This window comes from Bradyrhizobium sp. STM 3566, assembly GCF_045571445.1.
Classification (GTDB): Bacteria; Pseudomonadota; Alphaproteobacteria; order Rhizobiales; family Xanthobacteraceae; genus Bradyrhizobium; species Bradyrhizobium vignae.
The window spans coordinates 1,631,005-1,646,706 of record NZ_CP120692.1; the positions used below are offsets into that span (position 1 = coordinate 1,631,005).

Sequence of the window (15,702 nt, forward strand, 5' to 3'; positions counted from 1 at the left end):
CTCAAATATTGCCCAAACAATTGCCTGCTAGCGACGTCGGGACCCAATGTTAAGCGCATACGGAAGGTTGGCCATGACGGCAGCAGCATACTCGCATCTCCCGAGCCGGGAATCGACTCGCGCGCGATGGGTGCTGAGTGCGGGCGCAACCGCGCTCGCGTTGATCGGGTTCTCTCCTGCGGCTCATGCTGCCTGCGACCCTGCGGCCGCCAGCAACGTGGCGGCCAATTGCACCGGCGCGACCGTCGACCAGGGCGGCGGCGCTCCCGGAACCAGCGCGGATATCATCGGCTACGGCACGGGCTTTGAAACCCACCTGACGGTCAACGTCGTATCGGGCGCAAGCGTTACGGGCTCGCTCATCGGTATCTCCGCGCAGAGCATTACCGTGACCAATTCCGGCAGCATCTCGGGTTCGAACTTCGGCATTTTCGCCCCCGCTGCGGTCACCGTCACCAATTCGGGCTCCATCTCGGGGGCCACCGGTATTGCTGCCACCATCGCTACCGTGACCAATTCCGGCACCATCTCCGGTGATACTCAAGACGGCATCTCCGCCTTCACGGCCACCGTGATGAATTCGGGCACCATCTCGGGTTCGCTTCGAGGCATCATCGCCGACACCGCCAATGTGACCAATTCGGGCACCATTTCGGGGGACTTCGGTATTGCCGTCGCCACCACCGCTAACGTGACCAATTCAGGCACCATCTCGGGTTCGACCTCCGGAGTCTTCGCCACCACCACCGCCAACGTGATCAATTCCGGCACCATCTCGGCTTCGACCTACGGAGTGTTCGCCACCACCGCCAACGTGACCAATACCGGCACGATCTCGGCTGCGGCGGGCGCCGGTGTCGGCGCCGTCACCGCCAATGTGAGCAATTCCGGCACCATCGCGGGCGATAGCGTTGGCATCGGTGGCATCTTGGCTGCCAACGTGACGAATACAGGCACCATCTCGGGCGGCGTCTACGGCATCCGGTCCGCCACCACCACCGTAACCAACTCAGGCACTATCACCGGCAATGTCGGCATTGATTCGACACTTTTCGGTGGAGGTGCCGCCAACGTCACCAACTCCGGCACCATCATCGGCACCGGGGGGACCGCGCTCCAGTTCTCGGGCAACGACGACACGCTGACGCTGCTGCCGGGCTCGCGCATCGTCGGCGCGATCGACATGGGTGGCGGCGCGGACGTGGTGAACTTCACCGCCGGCCGCGGCGCCTCCTGGCTGGTGACGTTGAACAACTTCACCGGCACGATCAACGGCTCCGGCGACGCGCCATTCGTCATTCGCGGAAACCAGTTCGCCGCGCTCGACCCGACCCCCTTTGCGGTGGCCGACCGCAGCCTGATGGACTTCACCCGCAGCATTTCCGGCATTCTCGGCTCGCTCGGCGGCACCGGCGCAGCACAAAACGGGCCGCTCGCCTCGGCCTTCGCGCCGGACGACTCGTCCGCCCAGCGCATCGACACCTTCGCGGGGATTCCGGCGCTCGCCTATGCGAGCGATGCCATTCTGTTCAAGAACCCGACCGTGGTGACCGCCGACGGCCGCAGCGTTTGGGCGCGCGGCTTCGTCGGCCAGCACACGCAGGATGCGGACGGCGTGCTGCTGGGCTCGACCACGATGTTCTCGGGCGGCGCTGTCGGCTTCGACCTGCTGGTGCAACCCGACCTGCGGCTCGGGGCTTTCGTGGGCGGCGGACAGAGCTATCTCTCGCTCGACCAGAGCGCCGGCAATACCAGGACCGACACCGGGTTCGGCGGTCTCTACGGCCGCTATGCGTTCACGTCCTTCGGCGCCCCCTCAATCCTTAAGGTCGCACTGCACGGCGGTGCCGGCACCAGCACGGTCTCGCGCTCGGTCAACAGCAATCTCGGCACCGAGGTCGCGACCGCCAGCTACAACACTTCGTATGTGAGCCCGGAGGCGAAATACTCGGTCAATGTTCCGCTGTGGTCGCAATACACCCTCACGCCGTCCTTCGAGGTGCGCTACGTGGCGGGCTTTTTCGACGGCTATACGGAGACCGGCGCGACTGCACCGCTGACGGTCGCGAGCCGCACGATCCAGAACGTCGAGGAGCGTGGCGAGTTGAAGCTCACGCGCGCGACGCCGGTCGGACCGGATCTCCTGCTCACCAACGTCTATGTGGGCGCGCTCGGCATCCAACGGCTTGGCGACACGACGGTCAACACGGTGCTGCTCGGCGCGAACCTGCCCTTCGTCACACCGGGGAAGAACAAAGTGGCGGGCGTCCTGGGCGGCGGCGGACTCGAATGGCAGACGCGCAAAGGCGTCTCGTTCTTCGGCGCCGCCGAGGCGATTGGCATGTCGGATTCGAGCACCGTCGTCAGCGCGCGCGGCGGCCTGCGGGTGGCGTTCTGAGCGGCGCGATGCCGGTGCCGCGCTCGACACGGCGTCAGCCGAAACGAAATGGTCGAACGGCTGGTCCGCGGCAGTGACGTTCGAAGGCGAGTTCTCCAACGCCACCCGCAGCTACGCCGGTAAGGGCATAGCGCGTTATCGGTGGTGAGCTGGAAATAATCTCGCAAAGTGATGTCTGCTGTTGGCCTGTGGCTGACCTCCCCATTTGGGCCCCGTACGGTCCGCTTCCAAGGGTTGAGCGGAAAGCCATCGTGGAGCCACCGAGGGCAGCCTTTGACCCTGGCTGTGTGAAAACGAAGAGCGGCTGTTATGATTCCCTGTGATTCTTTTGGGGGAATCGATGAGGCGCTTCGTTGAGAGGCGGATCGTGGGCAGCGGACGCTGTTGCCCGAATGCCTCGATGACTTCATTGACGAGAGTAACCCAGTTCGCGTGATCGACGTATTTGTCGATGCGCTCAGTTTGGCTGAGATGGGCTTTGCGGGTGCGGAGCCGGCGGCGACCGGTCGGCCGTCGTACCATCCCTCGGTTCTCCTTAAGCTTTACATTTACGGCTATCTGAACCGAGTGCAGTCGAGCCGGCGGCTGGAACGGGAGGCCGGGCGCAATGTCGAGGTGATGTGGCTGCTGGGTCGGCTCGCTCCCGATCACAAGACGATTGCGGACTTTCGCAAGGACAATGGCCTGGCGCTGCGCAAGGTATGTGCGCAGTTTGTCGAGCTCTGCCGCGGGATGGGCCTTCTCACGACGTCCAGCGTCGCCATTGACGGGAGCAAGTTCAAGGCCGTGAACAACCGGGACAGGAACTTCACGCGCGCGAAGGTGGAGCGGCGGCGGGCCCAGTTGGAGGAGAGCGTCGCGCGCTATCTGAGCCAACTTGATACGGCCGACCGACAGGAGCCGAGCGAGGCGCTTGCGGGGAAGGTGACGAGGCTTACCGAGAAGCTGACGAAGCTGAAGGAGGAGATGGGCAAGCTTGCCGCCTACGAGAAGCAGATGCTCGCTTCACCGGATCAGCAAATCTCACTGACCGACCCGGACAGCCGTTCGATGGCACCAGTGGCCGTGGATCCGGCGTTGTCGGCTACAATGTCCAGGTCGCCGTCGACACCGACCATCACCTGATCATCGCGCATGAGGTGACGAACAGCGGTTCAGATCGGGCACAACTTGCCAATATGGCTATGCAGGCGAAGGCTGTTCTGAAGACTGAGACGCTCGAGGCCGTCGCCGATCGCGGCTACTTCAGCAGCCCGGAGATCCTGGCCTGCCACGAGGCTGGCATCACGGTAACTCTGCCCAAGCCGATGACTTCGGGTGCCAAGTCAGACGGACGCTTCGGTAAGCAGGACTTCGTCTATTTGCCTGAGGAAGACGCCTATCGTTGTCCGGCCGGGGAGCGATTGCTGTATCGCTATACAAACGAAGAAGCCGCCAAGATGCTGCGGCGCTACTGGACCAACGCCTGTAAGAGCTTTTCGATCAAGGCCCAGTGCACGCCCGGGTCAGAGCGACGGATCACGCGATGGGAGCACGAGGATCTGCTCGACGCCGTGCAGCAGCGGCTCGATGCGAACCCGCTCGCTATGCGCCTTCGTCGCGAGACTGTCGAGCATCCGTTCGGCACGATGAAGGCACGCATGGGAGCGACGCACTTCCTGACCAAGACCCTTCCAAAGGTAGCCGGTGAGATGGCCCTATCGGTTTTGGCCTACAATCTGACCCGAGTAATAAATATCCTTGGGATCAGGCCGCTGATCGACGCGATCCTGACCTGACGTCGGCTCAGTTTTGGCCTCTAGACCGACCGCCTTGTAAGGTCGTTTTTACACGACCAAGACCCATTGCAGACGTTTTCACTCAGCCCGGGGACCGCCGGCTTTGACCCCAGCCGGACTTAGACTATTTTTTCGGAGCCGCGAACCGTTTCTCATTTTCCAAGCCTCTAAGTCTCTGGGGCGTCAGAAAGGACGCTACAAAGGCAGGAGGTTGCTATGCTGTATAAGAAGAACGTGGCTGGCTGGGAAATTTGGGTCCGGCTCTTGGCTGGGGCAATTATGATCGCTTGTGGGCTACTAGGTCTTAAAGGTATGCCCGTTGGATACCTGATCGCCGCTGTCGGGGTCCTGACCGCGCTTACAGGCGTTTTCGGATACTGCCCGGCATGCGCAGTAGCAGGTCGAAAGCTGCGCGCCAAACCATGAGCACACCTTTTTCATCGCCGAGCATGATGGAAGCGGCAATAGGCGGGGACGCTGACGCCATTCTGGCGCTGCTCAAAATGTCGCAGCCCGACATACGCCGGTACGCGCGAAGAACCTGCCGCACGACAAGCGATGTGGAAGACGCGGTTCAGGAAACGTTATGGATCGTGTACCGTCGCATTGGTCGTCTCCGACGTGCCGGAGCCTTTTCTCTCTGGCTTTTTCAGATAGTTCATCGAACCTGCTTGAGATTGGCAAAGCAGCATATCGGTCTTCCCGATGACGTCTCTTCCTTGGAAAATGACATGCAGCTTTCGAAGAGGCCAGAATCAGAACTTCGCATCGATATAGCTGCCGCGATCCAGTCGCTGCCGAGCCATTACCGGCAGGTGCTCATTTGCGGGATGTGGACGAAATGACGATTAGCGAAATAGCGCAATCGCTGGAGCTAACCCGAGAAACTGTGAAGGCTCGACTGCATCGCGGTCGAGCGCTCGTGCGTGAATATATGATGCGCTGAGGAGTGAAAATGTTCGCTAGCAGTTCACTCACCGAGCACCTTGTCCGAGGTCTTGTCGGAATTGGAGCTCTCTCGACGGCGGTGTGGGTCGGGACAGACGCAGGTTGGCCTGCAGTATTAGGTTCCGTCACTCTGGGGCTAGTATCATTGATAGCCTTTCGAGGATGCCCGGTCTGCTGGTCTATAGGCCTGTTTTCGATGGCACGCCGGTCGTTGACCTCGCTGTAATCGCGTTCACTTCTGCTTTTGGTCCTAGGCTGCCTTCGCTGTAACTGCCCGTTGGGTCTGCTCTTCGGGGCAGAGCGGACGCACGTCAGGGCTAGCCGCCACAGACGGCCGTCGCTCCCGGTCACACCTCGCCGGGCAGTAGAAAGGAAAGGGGCCGCTCGTCGGCGGCCCCAACGTGGTCCTAACGGCAGGGTTTCCCTGACATCTGAGCCGCTCGGCTGTGACAGCCGTCATGCATTCTGGCCTTCGCCTTTGGAGCATTCGATGACTTAGTCGCCGGCGGCTGTGTTTGTGCGAACGCCGTCAGCGGTGAACCGAAGAGAATAAGTGCTAAGGCAACCTTCAAAATGGACTTCATGATAATCACCCGTCCGGTTGGTTCAAACGTACGCAGCATAACGATTTCTCATGGTTGTGTCAGCTGCGTCTATCACGCCGTCCAAACGCTCGGGTTGGCCGTTGCTAGCTAAGCGGTCGGACTGAAGGAGGTCAGCTTTTGGCCTGTGACTGACCTTAGCTCAGAGCGCCACGACGGCCGCTTCGGGGAGGTAAGCCGAATAACGTCATGCTAGGTACCGAGGGCAGCCTTTGACCCGCACCGGACCTTGTCAAGGTTTCAATGCCCGCGGCGGCGGGTCTCCGATACGACACAGGATATAGTTACATTCCTTGTTTGAACTGCTTAACTCTCTAATCAACTAATAAACATTTCAAAAAAAATCATAGGAGCCGCAATGTACTCTCCAGAAGACGATCGGCGCGAGTTTTTAAGATCCTGCGGCAGGTTCGCCTGCGTAACACCTCCGAAGATCACAGCCTTGCTTTCGACCTCACTTACTAGCAGCGCAATTACCACCTCAGAAGGTCGGGGTCGTGTATGCCTAATAACCGGCGAACTTGCTTCGGCAGAACGATCGGATCAATGCATTGCTGAAGCAAAGCGATACCGCGACAAGGCTGCCGAGGCAGAACAACTGGCTGAACTCGCGGTAACGGCGGCCCGTCGCCAAAAACTGACCATCATCGCTCGCACTTATCTCCGAACGGCGGCGCAGCTGGAGAGCGTCGCGGAAGCGATTGCAGAAGTGAAGCGGAGCGATTGCAGAAGTAAAGTCAAGTAGCTGACGATATGCAGGACCGGTCCTCCCAGCGCCGTCGCATTCTCAAGGCCGGCAAAATTGTATTCGGCTCATCGGCCGTTGATTGCATCGTGCGCGATATCTCCAGGCCCGCTTTGGTTTCCTGACAGCCTCGTGCTCGCGATAGTCTCGGATGGCACTTCTTGGCGCTGCCATATTGTTTGGCGAAAGGACGGTCAGATCGGCGTAGCTTTCGACGAGTAACGCCGCATCAGCTAGAGACCCTCATCCTTTCGAATGTCGCTTGTGGCCCGAAACAGACGTGAAGGCAGGGAGCTTTGATGCTAAAATTTTGCGCACTGACGTAGATGTATCCTTTTCAAAGAAACCGGTATTTCTTTCGAACGAGAGGTAGTGTCATGCGATCATCTTTAGCAATGGCTGGCGCCGCGATCTCACTGAACATCGGGCTATTGTCGTTTGCTTCCAATGCATTGGCCGAACCGAACGCGGAGATAGCAACGGCGACTTCAGCGTGGGGACAGGGACTTGCCGATCCCGAAAAAGTATCATCGCTCTATTCGGATGATGCCGTGCTCTGGGGTACGGCGGCACCGAAAATACGTTCAGGCCGGGGAGCGGTACGCGAGTATTTCGTTGGCGTGGCCAAAGCTGTGCCCGGCATCAAGGTTGAGTTTGGCGATCAACTAATCCGCGTCTACGGCAACACGGCTATCAATTCCGGTTATTACACCTTCTCTTGGGTTAGGGACGGCGAGACGAAAAGCTTACCCGCACGCTACAGCTTCACCTACGTCAAGGACGGTGATCGCTGGCTAATTGTCGATCACCATTCCTCAGCGTTACCGTCGCCCCCGAAGTGAGTTCGTCCAGGTTGGCGAGGCGGTGCTAAGTCAGCTATTGGCGCCTTAGGCGACCTGTCGCGCCTTCCGGCGCGTCGTCAGCTTCGGACCCTGAGTCGACTGTTCAGGAGCACGCCGCGCAACGCACGCCGAGCGAGCCGGACTCCACGTGACCATTCGCGTTGCTTTACGCGGCGCGTTCCTTGTCTGACTGTTCCTCTACGGCGGTCGCGGTTTCTTCCGTAAGCCTCCGAGGAGAGACGCCTTGCGGCGGGCTGGCCTGATGGTTGAGAACTGTACGTATGGACAGCCATACGATCAGTACGTTGAATCGACTGGAAGTGGTTGATACGGGCCGGCGGCGGCGTTGGTCTGAGGAAGAGAAGGCGCGGATTGTTTTGGAGAGCCTATCCGAGCCGCGCCTGGTTGCGGCGACAGCCCGGCGGTACGGCTTGTCGCGTTCTCTATTGGTGACCTGGCGAAGAGCCTTCGCGGCGACGGGGACCAAATCCGAGGCTGGCTTTGTCAGGGCAGTTGTGGCCGAGGGGGTGCCCGCGGCGTCGGTGGCGGCGTCATCGGAGAGCGCGACCGTACATTCGACGGAGCGTCGGATCGAGATCGAGCTAACCGGCAGGCGGCGGGTCATTGTTGATGCGGGCGTTGACGTTGAGGCGCTTCGCCGGATCATCGAGGTTTTGGATCCGCGATGATTCCGGTTCCTACGGGAGTTCGGGTGTGGCTGGCGACGGGCCACACCGACATGCGTAAAGGCTTCGCCTCATTGTCACTGCAGGTGCAAGAGGTGCTGCGCCGCGATCCGCTGAGTGGTCATTGTTCTGCTTCCGCGGACGCAGAGGCGATCTATTGAAAGTGATCTGGCATGACGGCCAGGGAGCATGCCTGTTTACGAAAAAACTCGAGAGAGGTCGTTTTGTCTGGCCGTCGCTGGCGGACGGCGTAGTGTCGATCTCGCAGGCGCAGATGAGCTATCTGTTGTCCGGCATCGACTGGCGCAATCCCCAGGAGTCCTGGCGTCCGACCAGTGTGGGCTGAGACTTTGTTATTTGAGTTTGGCCGCGAATGTGATTCCATCTGGCTATGGACTCCAGCGCCGACCTGCCGCCCGATCTTGTCGCCGCGCATGCAATGATCCTGGCCGAGCGCGCTGCCAGGCTTGCGGCGGAAGCCAGGCTTGCTGAAGCGGCCAATGCCCAGGCGAAGCAATCGAGCACCGAAGCGCTGATTGCCCACCTCAAGCTCGAGATCGAGAAGCTACGACGCACGATATATGGCGCACGCTCCGAGCGGTCGGCGCGGCTGCTCGATCAGCTGGAGCTAGAGCTTGAGGAACTCGAGGCGGGGGCGACCGAGGATGAGCTGGCCGCCGAGAAGGCGGCCGAGAAGACGCAGACGGTGCGTTCGTTTGAGCGCAAGCGGCCGGTGCGTCAGCCCTTCCCCGACGACATCGAGCGAGAACGCGTCATCCTGCCGGCTCCGACGCAATGCCCCTGCTGCGGGTCGACGCGGCTGTCGAAGCTCGGCGAAAGCGTGACCTCGACACTGGAGGAGATCCCACGCCGGTTCAAGGTGATCGACACAGTCCGGGAGAAGTTCAGTTGTCGGGATTGCGAGGCGATCACGCAGCCGCCGGCGCCGTTCCATGCCACAGCCCGGGGCTATATCGGACCGCAGCTTCTGGCGACGATCCTGTACGACAAATTTGGTCAGCATCAGCCGTTGAACCGACAGAGCCAGCGCTTCAAATGCGAGGGGATCGACCTGTCGGTCTCGACGCTGGCGGACCAGGTGGGCGCAGGAGCCTTTGCGGTCAGGCCGCTCTTTGAACTGATCGAAGCCTATGTGCTCTCCGCCGACAGGCTCCACGGTGACGACACCAAGATACCGATCCTGGCGAAAGGGAAAGCAGATACCGGCCGGATTTGGACCTATGTTCGCGACGATCGGCCATTCGGCGGGCGAGATCCACCGGCGGCGCTGTTCTACGCCTCACGTGATCGGCGCGGCGAGCATCCCGCGCGGCATCTTCAGAACTTCGCTGGCATCCTGCAGGCCGATGCCTATAGCGGGTTCAACGCTCTCTTCGATCCCGGACGCAAGGCGTTGCCGGCCACGCCCGCCTTCTGTTGGGCACATGGACGGAGGGCGTTCTTCGAACTTGCCGACATCGCCCAGAACGCTCGCCGCGGAAGATCGGCGACCGCGATCTCGCCCATTGCGCTGGAAGCGGTTCGTCGGATTGACCAATTGTTCGAGATCGAGCGCGACATCTATGGGCTGAGCGCTGAGGAGCGGCTGCAGATCCGCCGGGAGAGAAGCGCGCCACTGCTGACCGACCTTGAGGCTTGGCTCCGAGCGGAATCTGCCCGGCTCTCACGCTCGTCCAACGTGATTAAGCCGATCAACTATCTGCTCAACCGCTGGGAGGGCTTTGCCCGCCTTGTCCACGACGGACGGATCTGCATGACGAACAATGCAGCGGAGCGAGCGTTGCGCGGTTTTGCTCTGGGAAGAAAGGCATGGCTGTTCGCCGGTTCTGATCGCGGCGCCGAGCGGGCTGCCGTGATGGCCACGCTTCTCATGACGGCGCGTCTCAACGACATCGACCCGAAAGCCTGGCTTGCCGACGTCTTCGCGCGCATCGCCGACATGCCGCAGAACCGCCTGCGCGAGTTGCTGCCCTGGAACTGGACGCCTCCTGCGCCGAGGTCCTCCGCCCCGGCGGCGTAGCCATGCACGTCAACAAGGTTCACGCCGTCTTCACCATCGCTCGCGTCGCAAAAGACCTCGGCGAAGACGAGGACTGGCTCTGGGACGTGGCCAACGGAATGGACACTGAGGATGGCGTCATCTGGGTTTACGGCATAGGTGACGACCAGGTCATGGCGTTCACCGACTTCGGCATCGAGAACCTGACCGAGCTCATCAGGATGCACAAGGACGACCCCGAGCTCCTCAAGCGCTGGGATCGGTGAGCTCCTGTCCGCGGTCTAGCCCGGATGGATACTTTCTTCCAACCCCTTTTTGTAATTGCCCGCGAACCTCTCAATACTATCGGCCCACATCCTCAGCATTGAGACCTGAAAGCGCATGATTGGGTTCAAGGCATTCATGCCGATTGCTGTCGCTGCGGCGATGCGTCTTTGTGGTTCGCGCGCGAACTCTGAGTTAGCGGATTTGTCTGCCATGCTGCTCGCTCCTTCTTTTAGTGTTACTTGCCTGAAGCGAAGTGACGGGTTGTGCAATGCGTGATTCTAAACGTTCGGCCAAAATTTGATCTACCGCGAGTCTCGCAGATCGGTCGTCATGCAATTCGTCGAGTTTTTTCAAGTAAGCGACCGCCGCTATTTGCAAGAGATCGAAATCATCTTCGCCGGTATCACGAAGATTGACGACGTAGCGATAGAGGGCGGAACGCCGAGCATCGTTCTCGCTGATGCCGTTGTGAAGCAGCAAGTAGTTCCGCCAAGCGAACGCACAGGCGCCTTCTATGGTCTGAGAAGTCACGTGCACCTCCCAAAGGCCAGAGAAAGACTGACGAACCGTTTCGTTCCGCGGATCTCGCGGATGTAATATTGTTCCGTAGCTGCGCTGCAGGATGTTTTGCAGTCGGGCGGCGACGATGCTGCAGTCGGCAACTGTCGATAGCGCATTCGGTCAATGCGATTGGGCTCGAAAACCGTCTTCGAGCGCACGCATTTCGAGTGGCGGATGTGCCCGGCTGATCGTGCGTGTGTTCCCAGAAGAACGGGGTTGCGCTACGTGCGAGACTTCCGGTTCTGGCCCTTCGCGACCGTTTGCCCGGCGCGGGGACATGTCGGAAGTGTGGGGCAGACCGGAAGTGATTGGCCGAGGCTCAAATCGCCACTGTTGATCTAACCGGAACCGCCAGCAACCAACTCTGCGCGTGCATTTTAGGAGTTCGCCCAGAAACTAGGGTAGTATGGGTGTGGAGCGACAAATTCAGAAGGCCGCGAGAAAGGAGGCGTCTGATGTCGACCGAAGAAAACAAGCGCATCGTACGCCGGTTCTACGAAGAGATTGACAATGGCAATCTCGACGCCATGGATGAACTGGTTGCTGAGGACTATCAGGATCATAATCCCCCACCTTTTCCCGGATTACGGGTGGGACGCGACGGCCTCAAGCAGGTCTTCGAGATCTTCTGGAAAGCGACGCCAGGCTATCACAAAATCGAGGATCAAATTGCCGAAGGAGATAAAGTCGTCACACGCCTCACTTCCTACGGCAAGCATGAAGGCGACCTGCCCGGAGCTCCGCGCACCGGCAACGACTTAATGATGACCTCCATAACCATTCATCGCATCGCAAACGGCAAGCTCGCCGAGAAATGGGCGGAAAAGGACGTCATCGGATTCCTGAAGCAGATCGGTGTGATGCCTCGTTGATCTTCAACTGAACGCGGCGGAATGTCTGCGTGTGAGGCCCTTCGCGACCGTTTGCCCGGCGTTTGCCCGGCGCAGGACATGTCGGAAGTGTGGGGCAGACCGGAAGTCATTGGCCGAGGCTCAAATCGCTGCTGTTGATCCAACTCGGACCTCAGGACGGCGGCCTGAATCGCCAGCAAAGCCAATTGCTCCAGCGCGGATTCGTCATTAATTTACCTGTCTTCGTCTGGGCAGATAGGCCGGAGGCGAGCATGGCACGATTGGGACTGGCCGCTCAGGCGGTAAGTGCACTCACCATGACTTTCGTATGTACGGCGGGCGCGCACGCGCAGATCACCGGCAAGCCGCCGTTCTGGGCCTACACTTACAACCCGCCCGACTTCAAGCCGCCCCCAGACGACGGCCAACCTCGCCACGTTCCCGATAGCACGGCGAGCTATACAGTCCCACAAACGCGTGATCGCTTCCTGGCGCCGGATTGGCACCCAGGTGATCATCCAGCGATGCCGGCGGTAGTGGCGAGCGGCCGCCAGCCTGACGTCTACGCCTGCGGCTTCTGCCATCGTGCCTCTGGCACGGGGGGCCGGAGAACGCTGACATCGCCGGCCTGCCGGTCGCATGTTTTATTCAGCAGATACAGGACTATAGGAGCGGCAAACGCTCGACAGCACTGCCCGACCGCATTCCCCAAGCATGGATGATCTCGCTCGCGAAGGCAGCGAACGACGACGAGATCAAGGCGGCGGCTGAATATTTCGCCGCCATCAAGCCAAAGAAGTTGGTCGATGTGGTGGAGACTGAGACCGTGCCGAAACCGACGGTCGCCGGCTGGTTTTTCGTCACTAAAGGCGATGAACGCGAGCCGATCGGAATGCGCATCATCGAGACGCCGACGGACGTCGGGCGCTTCGTCAACCGCGACGCGCGCGTCCGCTTTACCGCCTACGTGCCGCCCGGTAGCGTCGCCGCCGGCCGCGGGCTGGCCGTGAAGCCGGAGATCGCCTGCGCCGCCTGCCACGGCGAGAGGCTGACCGGCACCGACGTCGTGCCGGGCATCGCCGGGCGTTCGCCCACCTACATCTTCCGCCAGCTCTACGAATACCAGCACGGCTTCCGCGCTGGGCCGGAGAGCCAGCCGATGATCGAAGTGGGTCAAAGCGCTCAACGAGGCAGACTTTTTGGCGCTTGCCGCCTATCTCGGCACGCTGGAGCGGTGAAGCGGCCGACGGTCACCCGTTGAACTTGTCATATGGGCGGGTGCGCAATAGCCAATCAGGGCCGCGCCGGGATACTGGCGTTCGCTCTGCCTTCAAAGGCGAGGATTCGTGGTCTGTTGCTGGCCCATCGCTGCCCCATGCCACGGCCCAAGATATGTCGGCTGTCAGGGATAGACCGAACCTAACTTAAACCGGGCTAAACCGTCGCGATTGACCCAAAGCGGCATCCTCGCAGCCAGTCAACAGCTGATTTGGACGAATCCGACCCTTTTGCTCCGACACCGCAGACAGATAAAATGCGGGCTCTGGACCCAGGGGCGGGAAATGGCGCGCGCGTCAAAGACCGGCAACAAAGCAGGCAGGGCGAAAGCCGGCAGGAAGAGAAGTTCGCAATACGGACGCAAATCGACCCAGACCAAGCGCGGGACAGCGTCTCGTCACAAGGCACTCTCTGTTGCCGTTCTACGGCGTAAGCTTGAACGTCAGAGTATAGAGCTCGATCAAGCTCACGAGCAGCAGACGGCGACGGCCGACGTGCTCAGGCTCATCAGCCGCTCGACATTTGATTTGCAGAGGGTGCTCGATACTCTGACGGAGTCGGCGTGTCGCCTGTGCGATGCATATGACGCCGTCCTGTTGCTGCGCGAGGACGATTTTCTCCGTATCGCAGCTCATCACGGCGACATCCCCGTCGTCGACAAATGGCCGATTTCCCGCGACTGGGTTAGTGGGCGTTGTGTAGTGGACCGCAAACCCATTCATGTTCACGATTTGTGGGCCGAAGAAGTCGAGTTTCCGAGAGCTCGAGCCTTCTCGCTGAATACCGGGCACCGCTCGCTCTTTGCCGTTCCGCTGATGCGCGAGCAGGAAGCTATCGGCGCGATCAACATTCGTCGCACTGAAGTGCGTCCCTTCACGGACAAGCAGATCGACTTGTTGCAAACTTTTGCCGACCAGGCTGTGATTGCCATCGAGAACGTGCGTCTGTTCAACGAGACGCAGGAAGCGCTGGAGCGGCAGACCGCGACGGCCGACGTCCTCAAGGTGATCAGCCGCTCATCCGTCGACCTGGAGACGGTACTCGAAACTCTGGTTGAGACGGTGGCGCGCCTCTGCCGGGCTGACCAGGTGTACATGTTCCATCTTCGGCATGACCTCTGGCACTTGATCGCCGATTACGGGCTATCGATCGAGGCAAGAGAATTCTTCAAGACGAACCCATTCACGCCCGGCCGGGGCTCGACGTCTGGCCGAGCAGCGATGGAGCTTCGCGCCGTTTCCATCGCTGACGTCTTGCAGGATCCGGAATACACTCTCAGCAAAGGGCAGGCGATCGCCGGCTATCGGTCGACGCTTGGCGTTCCGTTGCTTCGCGAGAATACGCTGATAGGCGTTTTCAGCATTGTGCGTACGCGCGTTGAACCCTTCGCGAGCAAGGACGTCGAACTCGCCACCAGCTTCGCCGACCAGGCGGTGATCGCGATCGAGAACGCGCGGCTATTCGATGAGTTGCGCGAGCGCCAGGCGGAGCTGCGCGTTACCTTCGACAATATGGGGGACGCGGTCGCGATGTTCGGCGCCGACAAGCGGCTTGCCGCGTGGAATCGCAATCTGCAGGACATGCTCGATCTGCCAGACGACCTGCTCGTCAGCCGTCCGAACTTCGCAGAGTTGTTCCGCTACTTGGCCGCCAGAGGCGAGTTTGGTTCGGGCGATCTCGAGGCGGAACTCGCGAGGAGCGTTGACGATATCGGCCGCGAAATGCGTTACGAACGGGTCCGTCCCGATGGCTGCATTGTCGAGGTCCGCCGCAACCCGGTACCAGATGGCGGCTTTGTGCTGATCTATGCCGATATCACCGAGCGTAAGCGTTCCGAGGACGCTGTTCGCATGGCTCGCGAAGCCGCCGAGAAGGCGTTGCTTGATTTGCAGGGCGGCCCAGGACCGTCTGGTCCAGACCGAGAAGCTGGCTTCGCTCGGTCAGCTCACCGCAGGCATCGCGCATGAAATCAAGAACCCGCTCAACTTCGTCAACAACTTCTCGACGCTTTCGGTCGAACTCACCGACGAACTCAACGACGTCTTGAGGCAGGCCGAGCTCGTCGAGACGATCCGCAAGGAGACAGACGAGCTGACCGGCATGCTAAAGGACAATCTTTCCAAGATCGTGCAGCACGGCAAGCGTGCGGACTCCATCGTCAAGAACATGCTGCTGCATTCGCGCGAAGGCTCCCGCGAGCAACGCGTAGCCGATGTCAATGCGCTGGTCGAAGAAAGTCTCAACCTTGCCTATCACGGCGCCCGGGCCGAAAAGTCAGGCTTCGAGATCTTCTTGCAACGAGAGCTCGATGCCAATGCCGGCACAATCGAGGTGTTTCCTCAGGAAGTCAGTCGCGCGTTGCTCAACCTGATTTCGAACGGCTTCTATGCCGCGACCAAACGCAGGATCGAGAATGGAGGGACGGGCGCCGAGCCGACTGTGCTGGCCAGCACCAAAGATCTAGGCAGCAGCGTGGAAATCCGCATTCGCGACAACGGGACCGGCATCCCGCCGGAAGTCAGAGAGAAGATATTCGACCCCTTCTTCACCACGAAACCGACCGGGGAAGGGACGGGCCTGGGCCTCTCGATGACCCATGACATCATTGTCAAGCAACATGGCGGCAGGATCGACGTCGAAACCAAGCTCGGCGAATTCACGGAATTCATCATTACCCTGCCACGCAACAATCGTAAGGCCAGTGGCTAGAACCCGGAATGACCGTT

At 60.3% G+C, this 15,702-nt stretch carries 14 protein-coding genes and 4 pseudogenes; 16 read left to right on the forward strand and 2 right to left on the reverse strand.

Features of this window, described 5'->3' with window-relative positions; genetic code table 11:
• Positions 1 to 73 precede the first annotated feature (73 nt).
• The 12 genes and pseudogenes from P6U27_RS07780 (at position 74) to P6U27_RS07835 (ending at position 10,285) form a co-directional block, all read left to right on the forward strand.
• The gene (locus P6U27_RS07780; RefSeq protein WP_407193828.1) at positions 74 to 2,398 is read left to right on the forward strand and encodes an autotransporter domain-containing protein; all 2,325 of its coding nucleotides are present in this window, start codon (positions 74 to 76) and stop codon (positions 2,396 to 2,398) included.
• A gap of 16 nt (positions 2,399 to 2,414) precedes the next feature.
• A pseudogene (locus P6U27_RS07785) lies at positions 2,415 to 2,546 on the forward strand (autotransporter outer membrane beta-barrel domain-containing protein); the annotation flags it as partial.
• Between the two features lie 192 nt (positions 2,547 to 2,738).
• Positions 2,739 to 4,176: pseudogene (locus P6U27_RS07790) on the forward strand (IS1182 family transposase).
• A gap of 216 nt (positions 4,177 to 4,392) precedes the next feature.
• Positions 4,393 to 4,602 carry a DUF2892 domain-containing protein gene (locus tag P6U27_RS07795; protein ID WP_122401578.1) on the forward strand — a complete coding sequence of 70 codons (210 nt, stop codon included), beginning with the start codon at positions 4,393 to 4,395 and terminating at the stop codon, positions 4,600 to 4,602.
• Positions 4,599 to 5,021: an RNA polymerase sigma factor gene (locus tag P6U27_RS07800; RefSeq protein WP_407193829.1), complete on the forward strand. Its 423-nt coding sequence runs from the start codon at positions 4,599 to 4,601 to the stop codon at positions 5,019 to 5,021. Before P6U27_RS07795 ends, P6U27_RS07800 begins: the two co-directional genes overlap by 4 nt.
• A complete protein-coding gene (locus tag P6U27_RS07805; RefSeq protein WP_407193830.1) occupies positions 5,018 to 5,122 on the forward strand; it encodes a sigma factor-like helix-turn-helix DNA-binding protein in 105 nt (34 codons plus the stop codon). The genes P6U27_RS07800 and P6U27_RS07805 overlap by 4 nt, the downstream gene beginning before the upstream one ends.
• A 962-nt stretch (positions 5,123 to 6,084) precedes the next feature.
• Entirely contained in the window at positions 6,085 to 6,471 is a 387-nt protein-coding gene (locus P6U27_RS07810) for a hypothetical protein (RefSeq protein ID WP_407194554.1), read from the forward strand.
• Positions 6,472 to 6,848: 377 nt separating this feature from the next.
• Entirely contained in the window at positions 6,849 to 7,313 is a 465-nt protein-coding gene (locus tag P6U27_RS07815; RefSeq protein ID WP_209295739.1) for an SgcJ/EcaC family oxidoreductase, read from the forward strand.
• Positions 7,314 to 7,594: 281 nt separating this feature from the next.
• Complete coding sequence (gene tnpA, locus P6U27_RS07820) at positions 7,595 to 8,002, forward strand: IS66-like element accessory protein TnpA (RefSeq protein ID WP_209296671.1); 408 nt, start codon at positions 7,595 to 7,597, stop codon at positions 8,000 to 8,002.
• A 50-nt stretch (positions 8,003 to 8,052) separates the two neighbouring features.
• A pseudogene (gene tnpB / locus P6U27_RS07825) lies at positions 8,053 to 8,345 on the forward strand (IS66 family insertion sequence element accessory protein TnpB).
• 45 nt (positions 8,346 to 8,390) lie between these two features.
• A complete protein-coding gene (tnpC, locus tag P6U27_RS07830; RefSeq protein ID WP_407121193.1) occupies positions 8,391 to 10,040 on the forward strand; it encodes an IS66 family transposase in 1,650 nt (549 codons plus the stop codon).
• A 2-nt stretch (positions 10,041 to 10,042) separates the two neighbouring features.
• A complete protein-coding gene (locus P6U27_RS07835; RefSeq protein WP_209296668.1) occupies positions 10,043 to 10,285 on the forward strand; it encodes a hypothetical protein in 243 nt (80 codons plus the stop codon).
• Positions 10,286 to 10,300: 15 nt separating this feature from the next.
• Here the strand turns inward: P6U27_RS07835 and P6U27_RS07840 are convergent, their stop codons facing one another.
• On the reverse strand, positions 10,301 to 10,498 hold the full coding sequence (locus P6U27_RS07840) for a hypothetical protein (protein ID WP_407193831.1): 198 nt from the start codon (positions 10,496 to 10,498) through the stop codon (positions 10,301 to 10,303).
• A complete protein-coding gene (locus P6U27_RS07845) occupies positions 10,479 to 10,817 on the reverse strand; it encodes a hypothetical protein (RefSeq protein ID WP_122406450.1) in 339 nt (112 codons plus the stop codon). Before P6U27_RS07845 ends, P6U27_RS07840 begins: the two co-directional genes overlap by 20 nt.
• A 485-nt stretch (positions 10,818 to 11,302) precedes the next feature.
• Between P6U27_RS07845 and P6U27_RS07850 the strand changes: the two genes are divergently transcribed.
• The 4 genes and pseudogenes from P6U27_RS07850 to P6U27_RS07865 form a co-directional block, all read left to right on the forward strand.
• Positions 11,303 to 11,719, forward strand: a complete 417-nt coding sequence (locus P6U27_RS07850) for an ester cyclase (protein ID WP_209295738.1) — start codon at positions 11,303 to 11,305, stop codon at positions 11,717 to 11,719.
• A gap of 697 nt (positions 11,720 to 12,416) precedes the next feature.
• Positions 12,417 to 12,959: a c-type cytochrome gene (locus tag P6U27_RS07855; RefSeq protein WP_407193832.1), complete on the forward strand. Its 543-nt coding sequence runs from the start codon at positions 12,417 to 12,419 to the stop codon at positions 12,957 to 12,959.
• A gap of 301 nt (positions 12,960 to 13,260) precedes the next feature.
• Positions 13,261 to 14,943: a GAF domain-containing protein gene (locus P6U27_RS07860; protein ID WP_407193833.1), complete on the forward strand. Its 1,683-nt coding sequence runs from the start codon at positions 13,261 to 13,263 to the stop codon at positions 14,941 to 14,943.
• A pseudogene (locus P6U27_RS07865) lies at positions 14,867 to 15,685 on the forward strand (sensor histidine kinase); the annotation flags it as partial. The gene P6U27_RS07860 and the pseudogene P6U27_RS07865, both read left to right, overlap by 77 nt.
• Between the last annotated feature and the right edge of the window lie 17 nt (positions 15,686 to 15,702).

Bases quoted from the DNA above. Each gene is read 5' to 3' on its own strand.
- P6U27_RS07815 (WP_209295739.1), top strand. From the start codon at position 6,849: ATGCGATCATCTTTAGCAATGGCTGGCGCCGCGATCTCACTGAACATC.
- P6U27_RS07805 (WP_407193830.1), top strand. From the start codon at position 5,018: ATGACGATTAGCGAAATAGCGCAATCGCTGGAGCTAACCCGAGAAACT.
- tnpA (WP_209296671.1), top strand. From the start codon at position 7,595: ATGGACAGCCATACGATCAGTACGTTGAATCGACTGGAAGTGGTTGAT.
- tnpC (WP_407121193.1), top strand. From the start codon at position 8,391: ATGGACTCCAGCGCCGACCTGCCGCCCGATCTTGTCGCCGCGCATGCA.
- P6U27_RS07795 (WP_122401578.1), top strand. From the start codon at position 4,393: ATGCTGTATAAGAAGAACGTGGCTGGCTGGGAAATTTGGGTCCGGCTC.
- P6U27_RS07855 (WP_407193832.1), top strand. From the start codon at position 12,417: ATGATCTCGCTCGCGAAGGCAGCGAACGACGACGAGATCAAGGCGGCG.
- P6U27_RS07840 (WP_407193831.1), bottom strand. From the start codon at position 10,498: ATGGCAGACAAATCCGCTAACTCAGAGTTCGCGCGCGAACCACAAAGA.
- P6U27_RS07860 (WP_407193833.1), top strand. From the start codon at position 13,261: ATGGCGCGCGCGTCAAAGACCGGCAACAAAGCAGGCAGGGCGAAAGCC.
- P6U27_RS07810 (WP_407194554.1), top strand. From the start codon at position 6,085: ATGTACTCTCCAGAAGACGATCGGCGCGAGTTTTTAAGATCCTGCGGC.
- P6U27_RS07850 (WP_209295738.1), top strand. From the start codon at position 11,303: ATGTCGACCGAAGAAAACAAGCGCATCGTACGCCGGTTCTACGAAGAG.
- P6U27_RS07835 (WP_209296668.1), top strand. From the start codon at position 10,043: ATGCACGTCAACAAGGTTCACGCCGTCTTCACCATCGCTCGCGTCGCA.
- P6U27_RS07800 (WP_407193829.1), top strand. From the start codon at position 4,599: ATGAGCACACCTTTTTCATCGCCGAGCATGATGGAAGCGGCAATAGGC.
- P6U27_RS07780 (WP_407193828.1), top strand. From the start codon at position 74: ATGACGGCAGCAGCATACTCGCATCTCCCGAGCCGGGAATCGACTCGC.